Source organism: Pseudomonas sp. BT76 TE3572 (genome assembly GCF_050435365.1).
Lineage (GTDB): Bacteria > Pseudomonadota > Gammaproteobacteria > Pseudomonadales > Pseudomonadaceae > Aquipseudomonas > Aquipseudomonas fluorescens_W.
Genome location: NZ_JBNDKE010000001.1, coordinates 6,959,884 through 6,978,918 on the forward strand (window position 1 = coordinate 6,959,884; position 19,035 = coordinate 6,978,918).

At 57.6% G+C, this 19,035-nt stretch carries 16 protein-coding genes; 13 read left to right on the forward strand and 3 right to left on the reverse strand.

Annotated features, from left to right (window positions below; translation table 11 throughout):
* Positions 1 to 156: 156 nt before the first annotated feature.
* From ABH912_RS31895 to ABH912_RS31910, 4 genes are all read left to right on the forward strand, one after another.
* Positions 157 to 1,068 carry a LysR family transcriptional regulator gene (locus ABH912_RS31895; RefSeq protein WP_429512845.1) on the forward strand — a complete coding sequence of 304 codons (912 nt, stop codon included), beginning with the start codon at positions 157 to 159 and terminating at the stop codon, positions 1,066 to 1,068.
* Positions 1,069 to 1,202: 134 nt separating this feature from the next.
* On the forward strand, positions 1,203 to 1,847 hold the full coding sequence (locus ABH912_RS31900) for a DsbA family oxidoreductase (RefSeq protein WP_429512847.1): 645 nt from the start codon (positions 1,203 to 1,205) through the stop codon (positions 1,845 to 1,847).
* A 38-nt stretch (positions 1,848 to 1,885) separates the two neighbouring features.
* A complete protein-coding gene (locus ABH912_RS31905; protein ID WP_429512848.1) occupies positions 1,886 to 2,998 on the forward strand; it encodes an alkene reductase in 1,113 nt (370 codons plus the stop codon).
* 53 nt (positions 2,999 to 3,051) lie between these two features.
* Positions 3,052 to 4,194 carry an FAD binding domain-containing protein gene (locus ABH912_RS31910; RefSeq protein WP_429512850.1) on the forward strand — a complete coding sequence of 381 codons (1,143 nt, stop codon included), beginning with the start codon at positions 3,052 to 3,054 and terminating at the stop codon, positions 4,192 to 4,194.
* A gap of 147 nt (positions 4,195 to 4,341) precedes the next feature.
* On the opposite strand, the gene ABH912_RS31915 is transcribed toward ABH912_RS31910, so the two are convergent.
* Complete coding sequence (locus tag ABH912_RS31915) at positions 4,342 to 4,599, reverse strand: DUF2790 domain-containing protein (protein WP_429512851.1); 258 nt, start codon at positions 4,597 to 4,599, stop codon at positions 4,342 to 4,344.
* A 232-nt stretch (positions 4,600 to 4,831) separates the two neighbouring features.
* A complete protein-coding gene (locus ABH912_RS31920) occupies positions 4,832 to 5,752 on the reverse strand; it encodes a LysR substrate-binding domain-containing protein (RefSeq protein ID WP_429512853.1) in 921 nt (306 codons plus the stop codon).
* A 114-nt stretch (positions 5,753 to 5,866) separates the two neighbouring features.
* On the opposite strand from ABH912_RS31920, the gene metC reads away from it, so the two are divergent.
* The 5 genes from metC (at position 5,867) to ABH912_RS31945 (ending at position 10,544) form a co-directional block, all read left to right on the forward strand.
* Positions 5,867 to 7,021: a cystathionine beta-lyase gene (metC, locus tag ABH912_RS31925; RefSeq protein ID WP_429512854.1), complete on the forward strand. Its 1,155-nt coding sequence runs from the start codon at positions 5,867 to 5,869 to the stop codon at positions 7,019 to 7,021.
* 219 nt (positions 7,022 to 7,240) lie between these two features.
* Positions 7,241 to 7,891: an amino acid ABC transporter permease gene (locus ABH912_RS31930; RefSeq protein ID WP_429512856.1), complete on the forward strand. Its 651-nt coding sequence runs from the start codon at positions 7,241 to 7,243 to the stop codon at positions 7,889 to 7,891.
* Positions 7,888 to 8,673, forward strand: coding sequence for an amino acid ABC transporter ATP-binding protein (locus ABH912_RS31935; RefSeq protein WP_429512858.1), 786 nt, complete (start codon positions 7,888 to 7,890; stop codon positions 8,671 to 8,673). Before ABH912_RS31930 ends, ABH912_RS31935 begins: the two co-directional genes overlap by 4 nt.
* Positions 8,612 to 9,484, forward strand: a complete 873-nt coding sequence (locus ABH912_RS31940; protein WP_429512859.1) for a transporter substrate-binding domain-containing protein — start codon at positions 8,612 to 8,614, stop codon at positions 9,482 to 9,484. Before ABH912_RS31935 ends, ABH912_RS31940 begins: the two co-directional genes overlap by 62 nt.
* A 43-nt stretch (positions 9,485 to 9,527) precedes the next feature.
* Positions 9,528 to 10,544: a succinylglutamate desuccinylase/aspartoacylase family protein gene (locus ABH912_RS31945; protein ID WP_429512861.1), complete on the forward strand. Its 1,017-nt coding sequence runs from the start codon at positions 9,528 to 9,530 to the stop codon at positions 10,542 to 10,544.
* A 185-nt stretch (positions 10,545 to 10,729) separates the two neighbouring features.
* On the opposite strand, the gene ABH912_RS31950 is transcribed toward ABH912_RS31945, so the two are convergent.
* Positions 10,730 to 11,851 carry an amidohydrolase family protein gene (locus ABH912_RS31950; RefSeq protein ID WP_429512862.1) on the reverse strand — a complete coding sequence of 374 codons (1,122 nt, stop codon included), beginning with the start codon at positions 11,849 to 11,851 and terminating at the stop codon, positions 10,730 to 10,732.
* Between the two features lie 275 nt (positions 11,852 to 12,126).
* On the opposite strand from ABH912_RS31950, the gene ABH912_RS31955 reads away from it, so the two are divergent.
* The 4 genes from ABH912_RS31955 to ABH912_RS31970 all read left to right on the forward strand — a co-directional run bounded on the left by ABH912_RS31955 (position 12,127) and on the right by ABH912_RS31970 (position 19,022).
* Positions 12,127 to 13,026 carry a LysR family transcriptional regulator gene (locus ABH912_RS31955; protein ID WP_429512864.1) on the forward strand — a complete coding sequence of 300 codons (900 nt, stop codon included), beginning with the start codon at positions 12,127 to 12,129 and terminating at the stop codon, positions 13,024 to 13,026.
* A 319-nt stretch (positions 13,027 to 13,345) separates the two neighbouring features.
* Entirely contained in the window at positions 13,346 to 14,479 is a 1,134-nt protein-coding gene (locus ABH912_RS31960; RefSeq protein WP_429512865.1) for an efflux RND transporter periplasmic adaptor subunit, read from the forward strand.
* Positions 14,480 to 14,481: 2 nt separating this feature from the next.
* A complete protein-coding gene (locus tag ABH912_RS31965) occupies positions 14,482 to 17,640 on the forward strand; it encodes an efflux RND transporter permease subunit (protein ID WP_429512867.1) in 3,159 nt (1,052 codons plus the stop codon).
* Positions 17,637 to 19,022 carry an efflux transporter outer membrane subunit gene (locus ABH912_RS31970; RefSeq protein WP_429512869.1) on the forward strand — a complete coding sequence of 462 codons (1,386 nt, stop codon included), beginning with the start codon at positions 17,637 to 17,639 and terminating at the stop codon, positions 19,020 to 19,022. The genes ABH912_RS31965 and ABH912_RS31970 overlap by 4 nt, the downstream gene beginning before the upstream one ends.
* The last annotated feature ends 13 nt before the right edge of the window (positions 19,023 to 19,035 follow it).

Here is a 19,035-nt window from a genome sequence, read left to right on the forward strand (position 1 = left end):
GATTTTCCATGTCGTGAGCTTAGAGAGGGCGCTTGTGATGGAGTACCCCATCAAGGCGCAACGCTACATTGCGCCAGGCGCAACGGCGGCAGAATTAACAACCGTTAACTCGCGCAGGGTGCGCCCATGTCCAAAGATACGCGCTCAAGGAACGTAATGACGGAAGGGGTTTTCAAGGACAAGCTGCTCGCACTGAAAATGTTCATCCAGTCAGTAGATTCCAAGGGCTTTTCGTCTGCCGCCAGGCAACTTAATCTGGCGACCTCTTCAGTGACCAGAATGATCGACAGGCTTGAGGATGACCTGGGTGCCGTACTGCTGAATCGCTCTACCCGGCAAGTCACGTTGACCGATGCCGGTGGTGTGTATTACCTGAAAAGTCGGGATATTCTGAGTGCCGTGGCTGACGCCGACGAGTCAGTCTCGGACCGCGGTGAAGTGCCCGCGGGACAGTTGCGTATCTCAGTGCCCGTGGCATTTGGACAGCGTCTTATTGCCCCTCATGTCGGCGCGCTTTTAGCGCGCTATCCCCTGCTCGTACTGGATATGACGCTATCGGACGACATCGTCGATCTGCTCGGCGAACGCATCGACCTATCGATCCGGATGGGGTCGCCAGCAGCGATGGAAACGGTGGTCAGCCGCTGCATCGGCAGTTTTCGCCGTCGCGTAGTCGCCAGCGCCGAGTACCTGAAAGCCCGTGGATTTCCCGACCGGCCCATGGACCTCATGCAACACGAGTGCATGTGCTTCAACTATGGCGCGCCACAGCAGTTCTGGACATTTACAGAGCAGGGCCAAGCGCTGCGCGTGCCCGTCGAAGGGCAATTCAAGAGCAACAATGCCGAGGTCCTGCGCGAAGTGGTGCTGGCCGGGTGCGGGGTGGCGCTGTTACCCGATTGGTTGGTCAATGATGACATCGACAGTGGTCGACTCACGTCCTTGTTCGACGCTTTTGTCGTCAATCCGAACAGCGCCAGTTCAGCGATCTCGGCCTTGTACCTGCCCAATCATCGCGGCTCGAAACGTATCAATGCGTTCATTGATTTCCTCACCGAATTACTCTAGTAGCAAAGCCAGTCAAAGGCGTGATGGGCTCATCGTTGCGTTTTGCGAAAAGCAACGTTGTGCAGCGGGTGGATTCTCTGACGGCGCTCCGGCACCTACCTTGGGGGGTGAAACATTCAACCACGGAGACCGTCATGAGTTTGCACGCATCCAAAATTCAGGTGACTTACGACTTCATCTGCCCATGGTGCTGGATCGGTGAGGAAAATCTTGAGCGCGCGCTGGCCGCTTCGGGTTTTTCAACGGACCGCCCAATCAGTTTCCTGCCTTATCAGTTGAACCCCGACATGCCTGTTCGAGGCATGGATCGCAAAGCCTATCGCTCTGGCAAGTTCGGCAGTTGGGCGCGCAGCGAGGCCATGGACGCACAGGTCACTCACGCCGGTAAGGCCATCGGCCTTGAGTTCCATTATGAGCGAGTCGAAAAAACGCCCAACACCCTGGCCGCGCATCGGTTGGTATGGCGCGAGCAACAGGCGGGTCGAGACGCGTCCTTGCTGGTCAAGGCCATTTTCAAGGCGTACTTCGGCGAAGGGCGGGATATCGGCGACCTCACTGTGCTGGCCGACATCGCTGCCGAAAGCGGGCTGGACCGAGAGCTCATTGTCGACTTTCTTAAGGCCGATGAAGGCACGGCGGAAGTCTTGAAGCTCGAAGCCCAAACCAAGGCGTCCGGTGTGCGCTCGGTGCCGAGTATCCAGATCGAAGATGACGTGATCAGTGGCGCCCAACCCATCGAAATAATGATCCAGATACTGAAACGAAGCCAAGCCGCTTAAGGCGTTTTTCTCAATCCCTATCCCTTCAGGAAATCATCATGACTCATCACTTGTTCAGCCCTATCAAACTCGGTCAATTCAACCTCGATCACCGTGTCGCCATGGCGCCTCTGACTCGTTCGCGGGCGGGGCAACCTGGCAACGTACCGACATCGATGAACGTCGAGTACTACCGTCAGCGTGCCAGTGCGGCGTTGATCATTACCGAGGCTACTCAGATTTCACAGCAGGGCCAGGGTTACGCCTGGACGCCCGGCATCCATAGCGACGAGCAGATTCAGGGCTGGAAGGCTGTCAGCGAGGCCGTGCACGCAGAAGGCGGGCGCATTTTCCTGCAGCTCTGGCATGTGGGGCGAGTGTCGCACCCGGTGTTCCAGCCCGGCGGCGGCTTGCCGGTGGCACCGACCGCGCAGCCAGTGCCCGGCAAGACCTTCATCCTGAATGAAGAGGGCGAGGGCGTATGGGGTGATGTACCTGTTCCTCAGGAGCTGGACATTCCAGGGATCGAAGCGATCGTTGCCGACTTCCGCAAGGCCGCTCGCAACGCGATTCTGGCCGGCATGGATGGTGTGGAAATTCACGCGGGCAATGGCTACTTGCTCGACCAGTTCATCAACAGCGCCAGCAATCAGCGCAGTGATCGCTACGGGGGAAGTATCGAAAACCGCGCGCGGTTGCTGCTTGAAGTCGTGGAAGCCGTGACCGCGGAAGTCGGTGCCGAACGCGTTGCCGTTCGCCTGACACCGATGGGGCGTTTCATGGGCATGGGCGATGACACCCCGGAACAAACCTTTGGCTACATCGCATCCCGCCTCAATCACTGGAATCTCGCTTACCTGCACCTGGTAGAGCCGATGATGGTCGGCACGGTGCTCGATGAAAGTAACGATCCACGCTGGGACGCGATCATCAAGCAACTGCGTAATGACTTCCACGGCGTTCTGATGCTGGCGGGCGGTTACTCCGGCGAAACGGCCGAACAGGCCATCGCGCAGGGCCGTGCGGACCTCATCGCGTTTGGTCGTCCGTTCATTGCCAACCCCGATTTGCCGGCTCGCTTGCGCGGTCGCAATGAACTCAACGTGGCGGACGGCAATAGCTTTTTTGGCGGCGACGCCAAGGGGTACATCGACTATCCGGTGTTGGCATAACGCAACGCTAAACCCCGCGCTTGGGGAATCACCCTGCAACGAGGAGAAAGGTCATGAAGAGTTCAGGCGTTCCGACGGCCTTGGTCATCGGTGGTTCCCTGGGAGGGCTGTTCGCCGCCACGGCGTTACGCGCGATTGGTTGGCACGTCGATATTTTCGAGCGGTCGCCGGCAGCGATGGATAGCCGTGGCGGTGGCATTGTTCTGCAAGCGGACGTCCTGCAACATTTCCGCTATGCGGGCATTCATCATGCAGGCGCGCTCGGTGTCCGGTCCCATGATCGTCTCTATCTGGATCGAGCCGGTACCGTCGTGCATAAAGAGCCGATGCCGCAAACCCAGACGTCCTGGAACACACTGTACAGCTCATTGTTTTCTGCATTTCCCGCCGAACATTATCACCGTGGCAAGACGCTGGTGGATCTGGCTCAGAACGAGCACCGAGTGACTGCGATTTTCGCCGATGGCAGCAGTGCCGAGGCAGACCTGCTGATTGGCGCTGATGGCGCGGGTTCAACCGTGCGAAGCGTGGTGTTGCCTGGAACAGTACCCAGCTATTCGGGGTATGTGGTGTGGCGCGGGCTGGTCGATGAAGAGCAACTTCCAGACTTCGCCAAAATGCAGCTTTACGAGGACTTTGTTTTTCAGCAAGACCCTGAATCGCTGATGCTGGAATACATGGTGCCGAGCGTGAGTGGCTCTGTGAATCCTGGCGAGCGTCGGTTCAATTGGCTGTGGTATTTGAAAGCTGCACAAGGGGCGGAACTGGACGCTGTGCTCACTGACAGTGATGGCCATCGGCGTAGTCATTCCATTCCACCCGGGGCCTTGGCCACTGGGCAGGATGCTTACATACGGGACATGGCGCAGCGGCAGGCGAACCCGGCTTTTCGTGAACTGATTCGCCAGACACAGGATATTTTTGTGCAAGCGATCCTTGACCTGAAAGTCCCTCAAATGGTGTTTGGCCGTGTGCTGTTGACTGGCGATGCCGCCTTCGTGCCGCGTCCTCACACCGCCGGAAGCACGGCCAAGGCTGCCCGCAATGCATTTTCCCTGGCTCAAGCCATCAACGACACTGACGACCTCGACAATGCCCTGCAGACCTGGCAGCAACAGCAACTTGCAGAAGGCAAGCGCATGGGGGATTGGGGCGTGAGTATGGGCAATCGGATTATGGGTATTGCTCAAGCCTGATTCGATGGCTCACACCGGATTTATTGGCGGGATGAAAGCGGGGTGTAACTGTGGAATGAGTGCAGTTTTCCAGACTGAATAAAAAAGAGGAGATTAGCTTCAGATCGAAGCTATCTCCTCTTTTTTGCATCTGTATCCTTTGACGCATTAACCATTCTGGCAGTCGCCACCCAGTATCTTGTATTGCAGGTTGTGCGTCGTGCCCTTGTGATCCACATACACCATGTGCGCGTCCACCGGGCCGCAAGCGTTCTGAGTGTCCTCGACCGAAGTGATGTCGATGACCTTGGCGATATCCAGGTGTTCGGAATAGTTGTACTGCTCAGGTTCAGGGATCGAGGCGGTGTTGTTGGCGCCGTCATGGGCTGAAGCGTAAACGCTAAACATCATGAGTGAGGCGAGCATTGCATATTTCATCAGGGTGTCTTCCAGTAAGAGTCAGAGAGGAAGCAAGATCTCTTGGTTGCTTCTGGCGCTGATTGTGAGACTGAAAAGTGTTTTAAAAAAATCTTCAGTTTGGATACTCGGCATCATCGGAATTGATGTGGCGCGGGTGGACTCATGAGTGCGCAATCCTGATGGATTGAATAATCCTTGATAGTGAAAGAGTTTTCTCTGTCAGGTTTTTGCGGGCGTTCTATTGGATGGCTGACACTTTGCTTCGAGCTCTTTTCAGATCTTTGTTCAACTGGATACGCATGGCACTAATGAACTGTCTGGCGTTATCGGGCAAGGGTTTACCGGGGCGAAAGATAAGAATGCTGGAAAAGCGCACGTCGATGCTGAAAGGCTTTACAACCAATCCCCGGTCAAGAAAATCACACACCGTAATCGGCGCTACCACGCCTACGCCCTGTCCGAGCAGGGCCAGTTCGCAGATGGTGTGTGCGTAAGGGGTCTCGATGCGTACTTTTAACTTTACCCCTGCCGCCGCCATTGAGTCCTCGAGCCGGTGTCTGCTGCTGTCTTCGGGGTTGAGGGCTATAAAGTCGACATCGGCCAGATCGGCGGGATGGATGATTTTGCGCTTGGCCAGCGGGTGGGAGGCATGCATCACTACGTAGCCCATGGTGTCGACAAAAGGCGAATGCTCTAGCCCCGCGACAGGCATCTCATCGGCCATCAGGCCAAAGTCACATTGGCCGGCGGCCACTTCCTGATGCACTTCACGGGAGCTGAGGATTTTCAGCGAAACCTGGATATCTCTTTTGCCGGGCTCGAAAGCCGCCAATGCACGGGGTACGAATGAATTGCCCAAGGCTGGGTGGGCGGCCACTACCAGGCGCCCGATACCGTATTGGCGCAGGCTTTTGATGCGGTGCTCGATCGCCTCGAAGCCCATGTAGAACTTGTCGACATCCACCATCAGTGCCGTGGCTTCCTGGGTTGGCACCAGGCGCCCACGGGCACGAACGAACAGTTGCAGGCCCGAACTGTCTTCCAGTTTACGGATGGCCTGACTGACCGCCGGCTGGGAAATACCCAGCATGTTGGCAGCCTTGATGGTGCTGCCGGCGTTCACCACCGCGCGAAAAATCTCGATCTCACGAAAGCCCATGCCAGTTCCATCACCCTATAAGTTCAGCTTATAGGGTAAATAGTTTCCAGTGTTGTTGCCAGTTGCTTTCAAGAACAGACTCGGTTCACACAACAACACGGGGTTTTTTCCATCATGAGCTTTAAAGATCACGCCGATAATCCGTTTGCCAGCTTGTCACCTGCCGTGTGGCGGGCGTCCACCGTGGTATTTGATTCGTTCGAAGATTTCGCTGCACGCAAAAAACGTCAACCCGACGGCTACAGCTACGGCGTGACGGGAACACCGACGGCTCGCGGCCTGGAGCGACGAATTGCCGACCTCGAACATGCGAGACATTGCGTGCTGACACCCTCCGGCCAAGCTGCCTTGATGGCCGTAGTGATGGGGTTTGTGCGGGCCGGCGATCATCTCTTGGTGTCGGATTCCGCCTATGGCGGCTTGAAGGCATTCGCCAGCTACTGGCTGGCCGAACTGGGCATCGACGTCGAGTATTACCCGCCCACGGTGGATGGCGAAATCGAGGCACTTATCAAGCCCAATACCAAGATGATCTGCATCGAGGCCCCGGGCACCATCACCATGGAGATGCAGGACGTCGATGCCATCGTGGCCGTTGCCAAGCGACATGGTGTGCTGACCATGATGGATAACACCTGGGCCAGTCCTTTGTATTTCCGTGCCTTGGAGCATGGTGTGGACTTTGCCGTTGAAGCGGCGACCAAACTCTTTGGCGGGCATTCCGACCTGTTGATGGGCAGCATCAGCATGAATGACTTCAATCACTATGAAATTTTGCGGGAAACCCAAAGTGTATTAGGCCTGGCGGCCAGTCCGGAGGACTGCTTCCTAGTGATGCGCGGTCTGGATACTTTCCCGCTACGGATGCATGAGCAGAGCCGCAACACGCTCAAAATCGCGCGCTGGCTGGAGAGGCATCCGCTGGTCACCGATGTCCTGTTCCCGGCGCTGGAAAGTCACCCCGGCCATCGAGTCTGGAAGGAGCAGTTCGAAGGCAGCGGGTGCTTGTTTTCCTTCATCCTGAAATCTGCGCCGGAGGAAGCCTTCAGTAAGTTTTTCAATGCCCTTGAGCACTTTCCTATCGGCGCGAGTTGGGGGGGCACTCATAGCCTCGTTGCCTATTATCCCGCCAGCCAGCAGAAGGCTCGCAAGTTTGCCCTGACCGATCAGCCGATCATTCGCATTTCCATTGGCCTGGAAGATCCCGATGTACTCATCGCGGACCTCGAAAACGCACTGCGCCACTATCAATCTTTCACCGAGGCCTGAGCAACCATCGGGTCGGCGAAACGCCAGATTTCGCCACTCTTTGCACTATTGAACAGCTGCCACCTTAAGGTCCTCACATCGAGCCAACCTGAAGAAAGGATGGAAAAATGACAACAAATATCAGCGTTCTAAAACCGTATTGCAAATGTACCGAAGTCAACGCAGAGCTTATCAAGGCCACGGAAAGGCACGCGCTTGTTGCAGTAGAGGAGCAGTGACATGTTCGAACTTTTGATTCGTTCGTGGCCGCTGCTCAAGACCGCCATATGGGTAACCGTATGGCTGGGGCTGGGAGCCTTTGTCTTTGGTTCGATCCTCGGAATGTTGATCGCACTGATGAGAAACTCTACTTACCGACTGCTGCGATTTATGGCGTTCATGTATGTGTCGGTTTTCCGTGGTACTCCGTTATTAGTGCAGCTCCTTCTGATTTACTTCGGATTGCCTAATTACGGTATCGAGTTGGGGCCGATAACGTCATCGTTGATTGCTCTAAGTCTGTTTTCCGCTGCTTATCTGAGCGAGAACTTTCGCTCGGGTATCAATGCGGTTGACGTGGGGCAATGGGAAGCGTCGTTTGCGATGGGCATGGGGTATTGGAAGTGCCTGCAAAGAGTCATCCTGCCCCAGGCCATGCGTGTCGCGTTACCGTCCGTAGGCGGGCAACTGGTGGCGTTGATCAAGGACACTTCCCTGGCGTCGATTATTACCGTGGTGGAAATGACCAGTGTTGCTCAACAAATGGGGGCCGCGACTTTCCGTTACATGGAGATGTTCCTGATAGTCGGGTTTATCTATTGGTTGATCAACCAATGCCTGACGCTGGTTCAAACCTATATCGAAGGTCGGTTGTCGAGGCGTATATCATGAGTGAATTGAAAATCAATGTTCAGGGCTTGTCCAAGTCGTACGGAAACTTGCTCATCCTGAATAACATCGATCTGCAAATACGCTGCGGTGAAGTGGTGGTCATCCTTGGCCCTTCGGGTTCCGGGAAAACAACGTTGCTGCGCTCGCTCAACTTCCTCGCACAGGCGGACAGTGGTGCGTTGGAGGTCTGCGGGCATCGGGTCACCCTCAGGCCAGGCCACGCGCTAAGTCATGACGATCAGGCGCAAATCGCGGCTCTGCGGCGCAAAACCGCCATGGTCTTCCAGTCATTCAACCTGTTCCCGCACATGACCGCTTTGGAGAACGTGATCGAAGGTCTGGTCAGCGTCAAGCATGTGCCCAGGCGTGTGGCGATGATTCGGGGGCGAGAGTTGCTGGCGCAGGTGGGCCTGGCCGACAAGGCCATGTTCTATCCCGCGCGGTTGTCGGGCGGGCAGAAACAGCGGGTGGCCATCGCCCGGGGATTATCGATGACACCGGAAGTAATTCTGTTCGATGAACCGACTTCGGCGCTGGACCCTGAGTTACGCGATGAAGTGCTCACCGTCATGCGGGAACTGGCGGATGCCGGCATGACCATGGTGATTGTCACCCACGAAATGAGCTTCGCCCGGCAGGCGGCTGATCGGGTGATTTTTATGGAGGGCGGGCTGATTTTGCACGACACCTCTCCCGCGGAGTTCTTTGGTTCCAAGAGCAATGAACGTATCCAGCAATTTATTCGAATGGGGCATGCAGATCATGAATACACCAATGTTTAAACGTTACTTTCAGGGGCTGGTTTGTGGGTTGGCGCTGATTTCTTGTTCATGGGTACACGCCACCGAAGATGACTCGTTATCTCGTCTGGTTAAAACCGGGACCGTTCGCGTTGCTAATACCCAGACCAGTCCGCCCCTGAGTTTTATTAACGCTGAGAATAAACCGGATGGCTATGACATCGCTGTTGCCCGGGAAATTTTCAAACGCCTCGGCGTGCCGAACGTCGAATTTGTCGCGGATAAGTTTTCAAGTTTTGTCCAAAGCATTCAGACCCGAAAGTATGACGTGGTGATCAACGGCATGACCAAAACCCCGGATCGGGCGGCCGTGGTGGACTTCACATCGCCCTACGGTGTTGAAGAGTTTCGTATCTGGGTGAATGCAAAGAATGTCGACATACAGGATGTCGCCAGTTTAAAGGGCAAAAAAGTGGGGGCAAGTCTGGGCACCAGTAATGAGTTGTGGGAACGGCAGAATCTGAAGGAGTCGGAAATACTGACGTATGACGCCGGCGGCCTGCTTTACAACGATCTGGCGCTCGGGCGACTGGATGCGATTATCGAGTCCTATTTCGCCGGCAAGAAAATGCAGGAAGTGAATCACTTGCCGATCAAGCTGGCGGGTGAGCCGGTGGCTTATTCATTAGGCGCTGCCGTTGTACCGAAAGGCGCGGATGCACTCCGGCTGGCAATGAACGAGGCCATCGCCGGCATGATCGCGGACGGAACGATCACGCGTCTGGCGAAGCAGTATTTGGGTGACGATTATGACGTGGCGGGGGATCTGGCGAGGTCGGAATACAAATGGTGAGCCCAAGTTATCTCGTGAGTCTTCATTTATCCTGGAGTAAGCAATGAGTACCGCCAACCCGATCAAAAGCGATATCGACTTCGATGCCCCGGGCAAACAGGTTGGATACCTGCGTCTTCCTCATTCCGTGAACCGCTCTGCCTATGGCTGGATTCCAATCCCAGTGGCATCCATCCGCAATGGCACGGGGCCGACGTTCCTGATTACGGCCGGCAGTCATGGCGATGAATATGAAGGTCAGATCATCGTCGCCCGTCTGATTCGAGAACTGCAGCCGTCGATGATTCAAGGCCAGGTCATCTTGTTGCCGATGACCAACTTCCCGGCAGCGGAGGCGGGGACCCGTACGTCGCCGCTGGACGACGGCAATCTCAATCGTCTGTATCCGGGCAACCCCGCCGGTACGCCGACACAGGTCATCGCCCACTACATCGAGTCGGTGTTGCTGGCCCGGGCCGAGTACATGGTCGATTTGCATTCCGGCGGCACCTCGTTGATCTATGAAGGGGCCAATATGATGGGGCTGGAACCGCGAGATGCCGAGGAGGAGGTGCGGGTCAGTGGGTTGCTCAGGGCGTTCGGTTTGCCCAAGGCATTTCTGTACCAGCCCAACCCTGTCAATGTGACCGCTGCCGCTCGCCGCCAAGGCGCCATCTGCTTTCTCACCGAGTTGGGAGGTGGCGGCCAGGTGAGCTCCGGGTTGGTGGACTTGGCTCGCCAGGGCCTACTGAACCTGCTGGCCCATGTCGGGATACTGAGCGGCGAACTGGTTCCGGCATCGGCGCCGGCTGTTCCTCGGATGATGCGGATCGAGAAGGGTGTTCATTACGTCTACGGCCTCAACGCCGGGCTGTGGGAGCCGCTGGTGGAACTGGGTGATCAGGTTGAAGCCGGGCAGCCTGCGGCGTTGATTCATTTCCCTGACGACCCTTTGCGTGAGCCCGTGACAGTGTACTTTGCCGGAAGTGGCGAGGTAATTTGCAAGCGCGCCCTGGCCCAGGTCCGTGTTGGCGACTGTCTGCTGGAACTGGCGGGAGCCCGGTCGGGGAATATGGGCTGAGCTCACCTGAAACAAATCTTATGACGTACCCGGTTGCGCTGATCATTGAGCGATTGATGATGAGTGCAACTTTGCGTTTGCGTTGACCTCATCCTGTGTTGTTGGTCGACCGCTACTGCTGGAAAGACACGCAAAAAAAAAGGCCGGTCAGACCGGCCAAAGGGAAATCGGGCGTTTCGCCAATGCTATGCGGGAAGTCTCAGGATTCTGGCCGCGTTGGTGCCGAGCACTGCCGCTTTCTCGCGCGGACCCAAGCCTACACTTTCGACAAAACGCACCGGCTGTTCATAGCCCATGTCGAAGCAGTAGTCGCTGCCCAGTACCAGATGGTCGATACCGACGTTCGCGATCAAATAGTCCAGCACTGGACCGGAATGCGACACGGTGTCGTAGCTGAATCGCGTCAAGTAGCTGCTCGGCTTTTGGGCCAGGCGCCGTGTCTCAGGACGTGAGGTCCACCCGGCATCGAGACGTCCCACGAGAATTGGCAAAGCACCACCGGCGTGAGGCAATGACACATGCAGTTGTGGGTATTGATCCAATACTCCGCCGAGGATCAGGTGTGACGCGGCGATAGCGGTATCGAACGGGTTGCCCAGCAAATTGCTCAAATAGTAGTTGCTCAGGCGGGTGCCGCCGACCGTTTGTTGCGGGTGCAGGAATACCGGGAGTCCCAGCTGTTCTATGCGGGCAAAGATTGGCGCGAAACGCGGATTGTCCAGGTCCAGGCCGTTGATGTTGGTGCCCATGTACACCCCCCGAACCCCAGGCAATTCGGCTGCGCGTTCCAACTCGGCAATGGCATCGTCAGCCTCTAGCATCGGCAACGTGGCCAACACCACAAAACGTTGCGGGTGTTGGCGATGCACTGTCGATGCGGCATCGTTCCAGGCACGTGCCAGGCGGGCATTGAGTTGTCGATCTGCCCAGTACACCATCGGCACGCTAAGGGACAACGCCTGAACATCGACGCCGGAGTGGTCCATGTCGAGCAAGCGCGCCTGCACATCAATAAATTTCAAGGGCAGGGGGCCTAATCCACCGGCCGGGGTGGCGAAGCTGAACGTCGTTTCCTGGCGGGTATAGCTTCCACCGAACGCTTTGCCTTCACTTCCCAAGAGGTGTAAGAACTCTTCAGGGTAGTAATGCGCGTGGATGTCCACCGATCGCACCGGGACGTCGGCGCCTTTCTTGATCGGTGCCGCTGAGGACGGTGATAGACGAGTAACCAGCAGGCCACCCGCGGTAGCTGCCATGATGCCCAGCAGTTGGCGGCGGGTCTTTGAAAGACAGCAGGGGCATTGCATCGTTGATCTCCTTTTTATTGTTGTCGTAGCGAGTTCAGGTGCGTTCCTGGTTGCTTGCGCGGCCACTGAGAGACTGGTTTCCGCCGTGGGCATGTACCTGCTCCGAAATGCTCTATTAATCAATCGATCATTTGGTGATTTTTGATTATCATCTGATCAATTGGAAGGTCGCAAGCCTCTTTTATCAATCCGGCCACTGAGCACAGCCATGCAAGACTCCCATTGCCAGGTCATGCACAGTCGCTACCTTTACCTTTCGATCTCGGAATCCATTCATGGACAAGTTGCTGGCGCTGAAAATGTTTGTCGAAACGGTGCGCTGTGGGGGCTACTCATCTGCGGCGCGCAAGCTCGGCATCTCCACATCGTCTGTGACGCGGCAGGTCGCAGGGCTGGAAAGTGAGTTGGGCGCCAGCCTGCTCAACCGCACCACGCGCAATACCAGCGTCACGGTGGCGGGGCAGCACTATTTCGATAAAGCCGTGGCGATCCTTGAGGCCATCGATGAAGCGGATGCGGTCGTTGCCGACCGTGGCAGCGAAGCTCAGGGGCGTTTACGGGTCAGCGTCCCGGTGGAATTCGGCCGGCGAATCATCGCCCCGCACTTGGGGCGTTTGCTTGAACGCCATCCCGGTCTGGAAATCAGCCTCTCGTTGAGCGACGAGGTCAGTGACCTGCTCAGCGAACAAATCGATGTGTCAGTACGTCTGGGTTCATCGGTCGTCAGTGATGACATCGTCAGCAAGCGGCTGGGTGATTTCCAGCGTTGGGTGGTGGCGAGTCCCGAATACCTGACGCGAACCGGCTTGCCCCGACACCCTCGCGACCTGCTGGAACATCAGTGTTTGCGTTTCGATTACCGCACGGGCCACCACAACTGGACATTCCAGGGAGATGGGGACGTCATCCGTTTGAATGTGCAGGGACGGCTGCAAAGCAACAATGCCGATATTCTGCGCGAGGCTGCCTTGGCCGGTGGCGGGGTGACGCTATTGGCCGATTGGCTGGTACGTGAGGATGTCAGTGCAGGTCGGCTGACTCGCGTGCTGGAGCAATATGAAGTCAACCCAGGCAGTGCAAGCACCTGCATCAATGCGCTGTATCTGCCCAACCATCGTGGTTCCAGTCGCATCAACGTATTCATCGAGTTTCTTCAGGAAATTCTCGCGCCTTAAGCACCTCCTGTGCATCAGGCAAGACCGCGTTGCGCGTCGCTTTTGATCGAATTGACTGCCGCCCAATACCTCGCAGCGCACAGTTGCGCCGCCCGGATAATGCGTTCGAGCAAAAGCAGCGTTGCCCAATGCGCAATGAAGCCTTGCACAGGGCAGCGATTCTCCCCGCGTCCTCGTGTTCGTACAGTGGCACCCATCAACTGACCCCGGTCGTCAAAGCAGCATCCCGCGGCCACTGACAAAAAATTTCGTTTAGAACTCGCCCCGATTCGGCCGGCTACGGCTCGCTGTCGCCTGGCGAAAGTATGAGGAATGCCCCATGAAACCTACACAGACGGTTCCCTTGATCGTCTCCGCTCTGGCGTTGTCGATCGTGCTGGCGGGCTGCAAGCAAGAGGCGCCCGTGCAAGACGTCAAACCACCCCAGGTTGGAGTCGTTACGCTTCAATCACAGACTTACACCGTGCAAAGCGAACTGCCGGGGCGTACCGCACCTTTTCGCGTCGCGGAAGTTCGGCCACAAGTGGACGGAATCATTCAGCAGCGCTTGTTCGACGAAGGAAGCGAGGTCAAACCCGGCCAAGCGTTGTATCGCATTGATCCATCGCCATACGAAGCAGACGTGGCTCATGCCCGCGCCTCGTTTCAACAAGCCCGTTCCCTCGCAGACCGCTATCGACAGCTGATCGGAGAAAGAGCCGTGAGCCGCCAAGAGTTCGAAGATGCGCAGGCGCGACAACTGACGGCGGAGGCTGATCTCAAGCGTGCCGAGATCAACCTGCGTTACACCCATGTGCTCGCGCCGATTGCCGGCCGCATCGGACGCTCCAGCGTGACCGAAGGGGCGCTGGTGAACAACGGCCAAACGGGAGCCATGGCGTCTATTCAGCAGCTCGACCCGATCTACGTCGATATCACAGAGTCCTCTGCGAACCTGCTCAAGTTGCGTGATGACCTCAAGCAAGGTCGCCTGGAGAACGCGGGTGCGGACGCCGCTGTGGTGACCCTCGCGCTGGAAAACGGCAGCGCGTACGGACTGCCTGGGCGACTGAAGTTTTCTGAGGTGTCAGTCGATCCCTCCACGGGTTCGGTGACCCTGCGCGCGGTGTTTCCCAACCCCGAACATCTGCTTCTACCGGGCATGTTTGTGCGGGCGAAACTCCAGAGCGGTGTGCGGCAGGCCGCCATCCTCGCTCCGCAACAAGGGGTGACTCGCGACCTGAAGGGCAATCCCAGCGCACTGGTGGTTAGCGCTGACGGGACCGTGGAACAGCGTCCCCTGACGGCCAATCGCACAGTGGGCAACCAATGGCTGGTAGAGCATGGCCTCGAGGCGGGGGATCGCTTGATCACTGAGGGGCTGCAGTTCGTCAAGCCGGGCATGAAGGTCACCGTGACCGCCGCTCAAAACGTGGCGCCGGCGTTGGCCGGTGCCGTGGCTGGGGGGAACTGAGCATGTCGAGGTTCTTTATCGATCGACCCATTTTTGCCTGGGTACTCGCATTGATCGTCATGCTGGCCGGCGGGTTGGCAATCCTCAAGCTGCCTGTCAACCAATACCCTGACATCGCTCCGCCAGCGATCTCGATTCAGGTGACCTACCCAGGGGCATCGGCCCAGACTGTACAAGACGCCGTGGTCCAGGTCATCGAGCAACAGCTCAACGGCATCGACAACCTTCGCTACGTCAGTTCGGAAAGCAACTCCGACGGCACCATGGCGATCACGGTGACATTCAACCAGGGGACGAATCCCGACATCGCCCAGGTTCAGGTTCAGAACAAGCTGAACCTGGCCACGCCCCTGTTGCCGCAAGAAGTGCAGCAGCAGGGCATCAGGGTGACCAAAGCGGTCAAGAATTTCCTGATCGTCATTGGCGTTGTCTCCGAAGACGGCAGCATGTCCCGCGAAGACTTGGCCAACTACGTGGTCTCCAACATGCAGGATCCGCTGTCGCGCACTTCTGGCGTCGGCGACTTCCAGGTGTTTGGCGCGCAGTACTCCATGCGGATCTGGCTTGAACCTTCGAAGCTGGTCAGTTTCGGTCTGACGCCCGTCGATGTGAAAAGTGCGATACAAGCCCAAAACGTGCAAGTGTCGTCCGGTCAGATCGGCGGCCTGCCAGCACTGCCGGGCCAACAACTCAATGCCACCATCATTGGCAAAACCCGCTTGCAGTCGGCGGATGAGTTCAAGGACATCCAACTCAAGGTCAACCCAGACGGCTCCGAAGTGCGCCTGGCCGATGTGGCCGAGGTAGCGCTGGGTGGCGAAACCTACAGCGTCAACGCCCAGTTCAACGGGATGCCGGCATCCGGCATCGCCATCAAGCTCGCCCCCGGGGCTAACGCGCTGGATACCACCAAGGCGATCCACGACACCCTCAATCAACTGCAACCGTTTTTCCCTCGCGGCATGAAAGTGGTCTATCCCTACGACACCACGCCCGTCGTGCGCGACTCGATCCATGGCGTGTTCCATACCTTGGGCGAGGCGATTGTGCTGGTGTTCCTCGTGATGCTGCTGTTCCTGCAGAACATCCGTGCGACCATCATCACCACGCTGACCGTGCCCGTGGTACTGCTGGGTACGTTCGGCATCCTCGCGGTCGCCGGTTTCACCATCAACACGCTGTCGATGTTCGGCATGGTGTTGGCCATCGGTCTGCTGGTGGATGATGCCATCGTCGTGGTCGAGAACGTGGAGCGCGTCATGCGAGAGGAGCATTTGTCGGCGAAAGAAGCCACGATTCGCTCCATGAAACAAATCCAGGGCGCGCTCGTCGGCATCGCCCTGGTGTTATCGGCGGTGCTGTTGCCGATGGCGTTCTTCGACGGTTCAACCGGCGTCATCTATCGCCAGTTTTCCCTCACCATCGTCTCGGCAATGGCCCTGTCGGTGCTTACCGCGCTGGTGTTCACGCCTGCCTTGTGCGCCACGATGCTCAAGCCACATGACCCTTCACACGGGCTCGCACGACTCGGCTTCTTCCGTGCATTCAATCGTGGGTTTGATCGCGGTGTGCAACGTTACGAGCGTGGCGTCGCCGGGATGCTGCGGCACAAGGCGCCGGCTTTTCTAGCTTACCTGCTGATCGTCGCTGGCATGGTCCTGCTGTTCAACCGCATCCCCACCGCGTTTCTGCCCGATGAAGACCAGGGCGTGATTTTTACTCAGGTGCAGACCCCTGCTGGGTCCAGTGCCGAACGCACGCAGAAAGTGCTCGACAGTGTGCGTCAGTACTTGCTCGCCACGCATGAGCAGGGCGGTGAGGCCAGCGCGGTAGACGCCGTGTTTACCGTAAATGGATTCAACTTCGCGGGCCGTGGGCAAAGCTCGGGCATGGCTTTTGTGCTGCTCAAACCCTGGGGACAGCGCGGTCCTGAGGATGCGGCGCTCGCGTTGGCCGCGCGCGCTCAAGCGAAATACAAAGGCATGCGCGATGCACTGGTATTCGCCGTGGTGCCGCCGGCTGTGCGCGAGCTGGGCAATGCATCAGGCTTCGATTTATTCCTGCAAGACCAGGCCGGTGTCGGCCACGAGGTGCTGGTGCAGGCGCGCAATCAGTTCTTGCGTCTGGCCTCCGAAAGCAAAGTGCTGACGGCGGTGCGGCTCAACGGCCTGAGCGATGAGCCGCAGTATCGGTTGAAGATTGATGACCGGCGGGCAAGGGCGCAGGGGGTCTCGCAAACAGACATCAACACCACCCTGTCCGTGGCCTTCGGCGGTAACTACGTCAATGATTTCATTGATCGTGGTCGAGTCAAAAAAGTGTTTGTGCAGGGCCAGGCCAGCTCCCGCATGTCCCCAGAAGATCTGGACAAATGGTACGTACGCAACGCCGCCGGGAAAATGGTGCCGTTCTCCGCTTTCGCCTCTGGCGAGTGGGTTTTCGGTTCTCCCAAACTGGCGCGCTACAACGGCGTGCCGGCGGAGGAAATACTGGGTAGCCCGGCACCGGGTTACAGCACGGGTGATGCCATGGCTGAAGCACAAGCCATCGCGGCTCAGTTGCCGCCTGGGGTCGCGCTGGCGTGGACGGGCTTGTCGTATGAAGAAAAGCTGTCCGGTTCTCAAGCGCCGATCATGTACGCACTCTCCCTGCTGGTAGTGTTCCTCTGTCTCGCGGCTTTGTACGAAAGCTGGTCTATCCCGTTGGCCGTGATGCTGGTGGTGCCGCTGGGTGTTGTCGGTGCCTTGCTTGCGACGACATTGCGCGATCTGTCCAACGACGTGTTCTTCCAGGTGGGCCTGCTGACAACGGTAGGGCTGGCGGCGAAAAACGCCATCCTCATTGTGGAGTTCGCCAAGGAATTGCATGAGCAGGGCATGAGCTACACGCAAGCGGCGATTGAAGCGGCACGCCTGCGTTTGCGCCCGATTGTCATGACATCTCTGGCGTTCATCCTTGGGGTGGTGCCGTTGGCCATCTCTACCGGCGCAGGCTCTGGCAGTCAGCACGCCATCGGCACAGGCGTGATCGGCGGCATGCTGACCGCCACCGTCCTGGCCGTCTTCTGGGTACCGCTTTTTTATGTGTCGGTGTCGTCACTCTTCGCACGCCGATCGTCCGTCGTTCCGGCCGTGGCCGCTCAAGAGGAGGTCATGTCATGATCAAGCCTTTCAGTTTTCTGGTGCTCGCTTCGCTGCTGTTCAGTGGTTGCTCTCTGATTCCGGCGTATCAGCAGCCACAGGCTCCGGTGCCAGCCGTTTATCCATTGGCGCCCATGACTCGTGATAAGAGTGCGGCAGTGCTCGATTGGCGCGAATTCTTTCCCGATCCGATGTTGCATCGCTTGATCGAGACGGCACTGGCCAACAATCGGGATATCCGAGTCGCCACATTGAACGTCGAGGCCTACCAGGCGCGATATCGCATTCGCCGCGCGGATCTGTTGCCGGACGTCTCGGCAGCAGGAAGCGGCAGTCGTCAGCGCGTCCCGGCAGACCTGGCATCTGATGATAAAGCCACGATCGAGAGTCAGTACTCGGTCGGGCTGAACGTGAGCTACGAGCTGGACCTGTTCGGTCGTGTGCGCAGCCTCGATCAAGAGGCGCTGCAGCGTTATCTGGCCAGCGAACAGGCTCAGCGCTCAGCCCACATCGGGTTGGTTGCGAGCGTTGCAAGCGCCTGGCTCACCTTGCAAGCCGATCAGGCACTGGAGCGTTTGACTAGCGACACGCTCGATACCTATGAAAACAGCTACCAGCTGACACGTCGAAGCGCCGAAGTGGGTACCGTTTCAGATTTGGCGTTAAGCCAGTCACAAACCCTCGTACAAAGCGCTCGCGGTTCGATGGCCCGGTATCGTCGGCAGGTCGCCGAAGACCGCAACCTGTTGGCGTTGTTAATCGGGGGCGAAATCCCGGCAGACCTGGTTGCCGGTAATTGGGAGCGACAATCCTTGCCTGAGGTTCCCGTCGGGTTGCCTTCGGATTTGCTCAGTCGTCGGCCAGATATTTTGGAAGCAGAATTTCTGCTGAAGGCTGCCAATGCGGATATTGGAGCAGCCCGGGCTGCATTCTTTCCCCGAATCAGCCTGACGGCAGGCGCCGGTTCTTCCAGCGAAGCATTGTCTGGGCTGTTCAACGGAGGGTCGGCAGCCTGGAGCTTTTTTCCACAGATCAGGCTGCCGATCTTCAATGCGGGCAGCTTGCAGGCGAGCCTGGATGTCTCTCAAGTCGAGAGGGACATTCAAGTGGCGCGTTATGAAAAGGCCATCCAGTCAGCCTTTAGAGAAGTCAGTGATGGGCTGGCTGCAACCGAGACCTTTGGGCAGCAGATTGAGGCACAACAAGGGTTGGTCAGCGCGAGTGCCAAATACTATCGGCTCGCGCAAAGTCGCTACCTGACAGGCATCGACAGCTCTTCGACTCTTTTGGACGCGCAACGGACGCTGTTCGCTGCACAGCAAGCATTGATCAGTGATCAATTGGCTGAGCGAGTAGCTTCCATCGATTTGTTCAAGGCGCTGGGAGGCGGGTGGAAAGGCTGATCTCCATCGGATA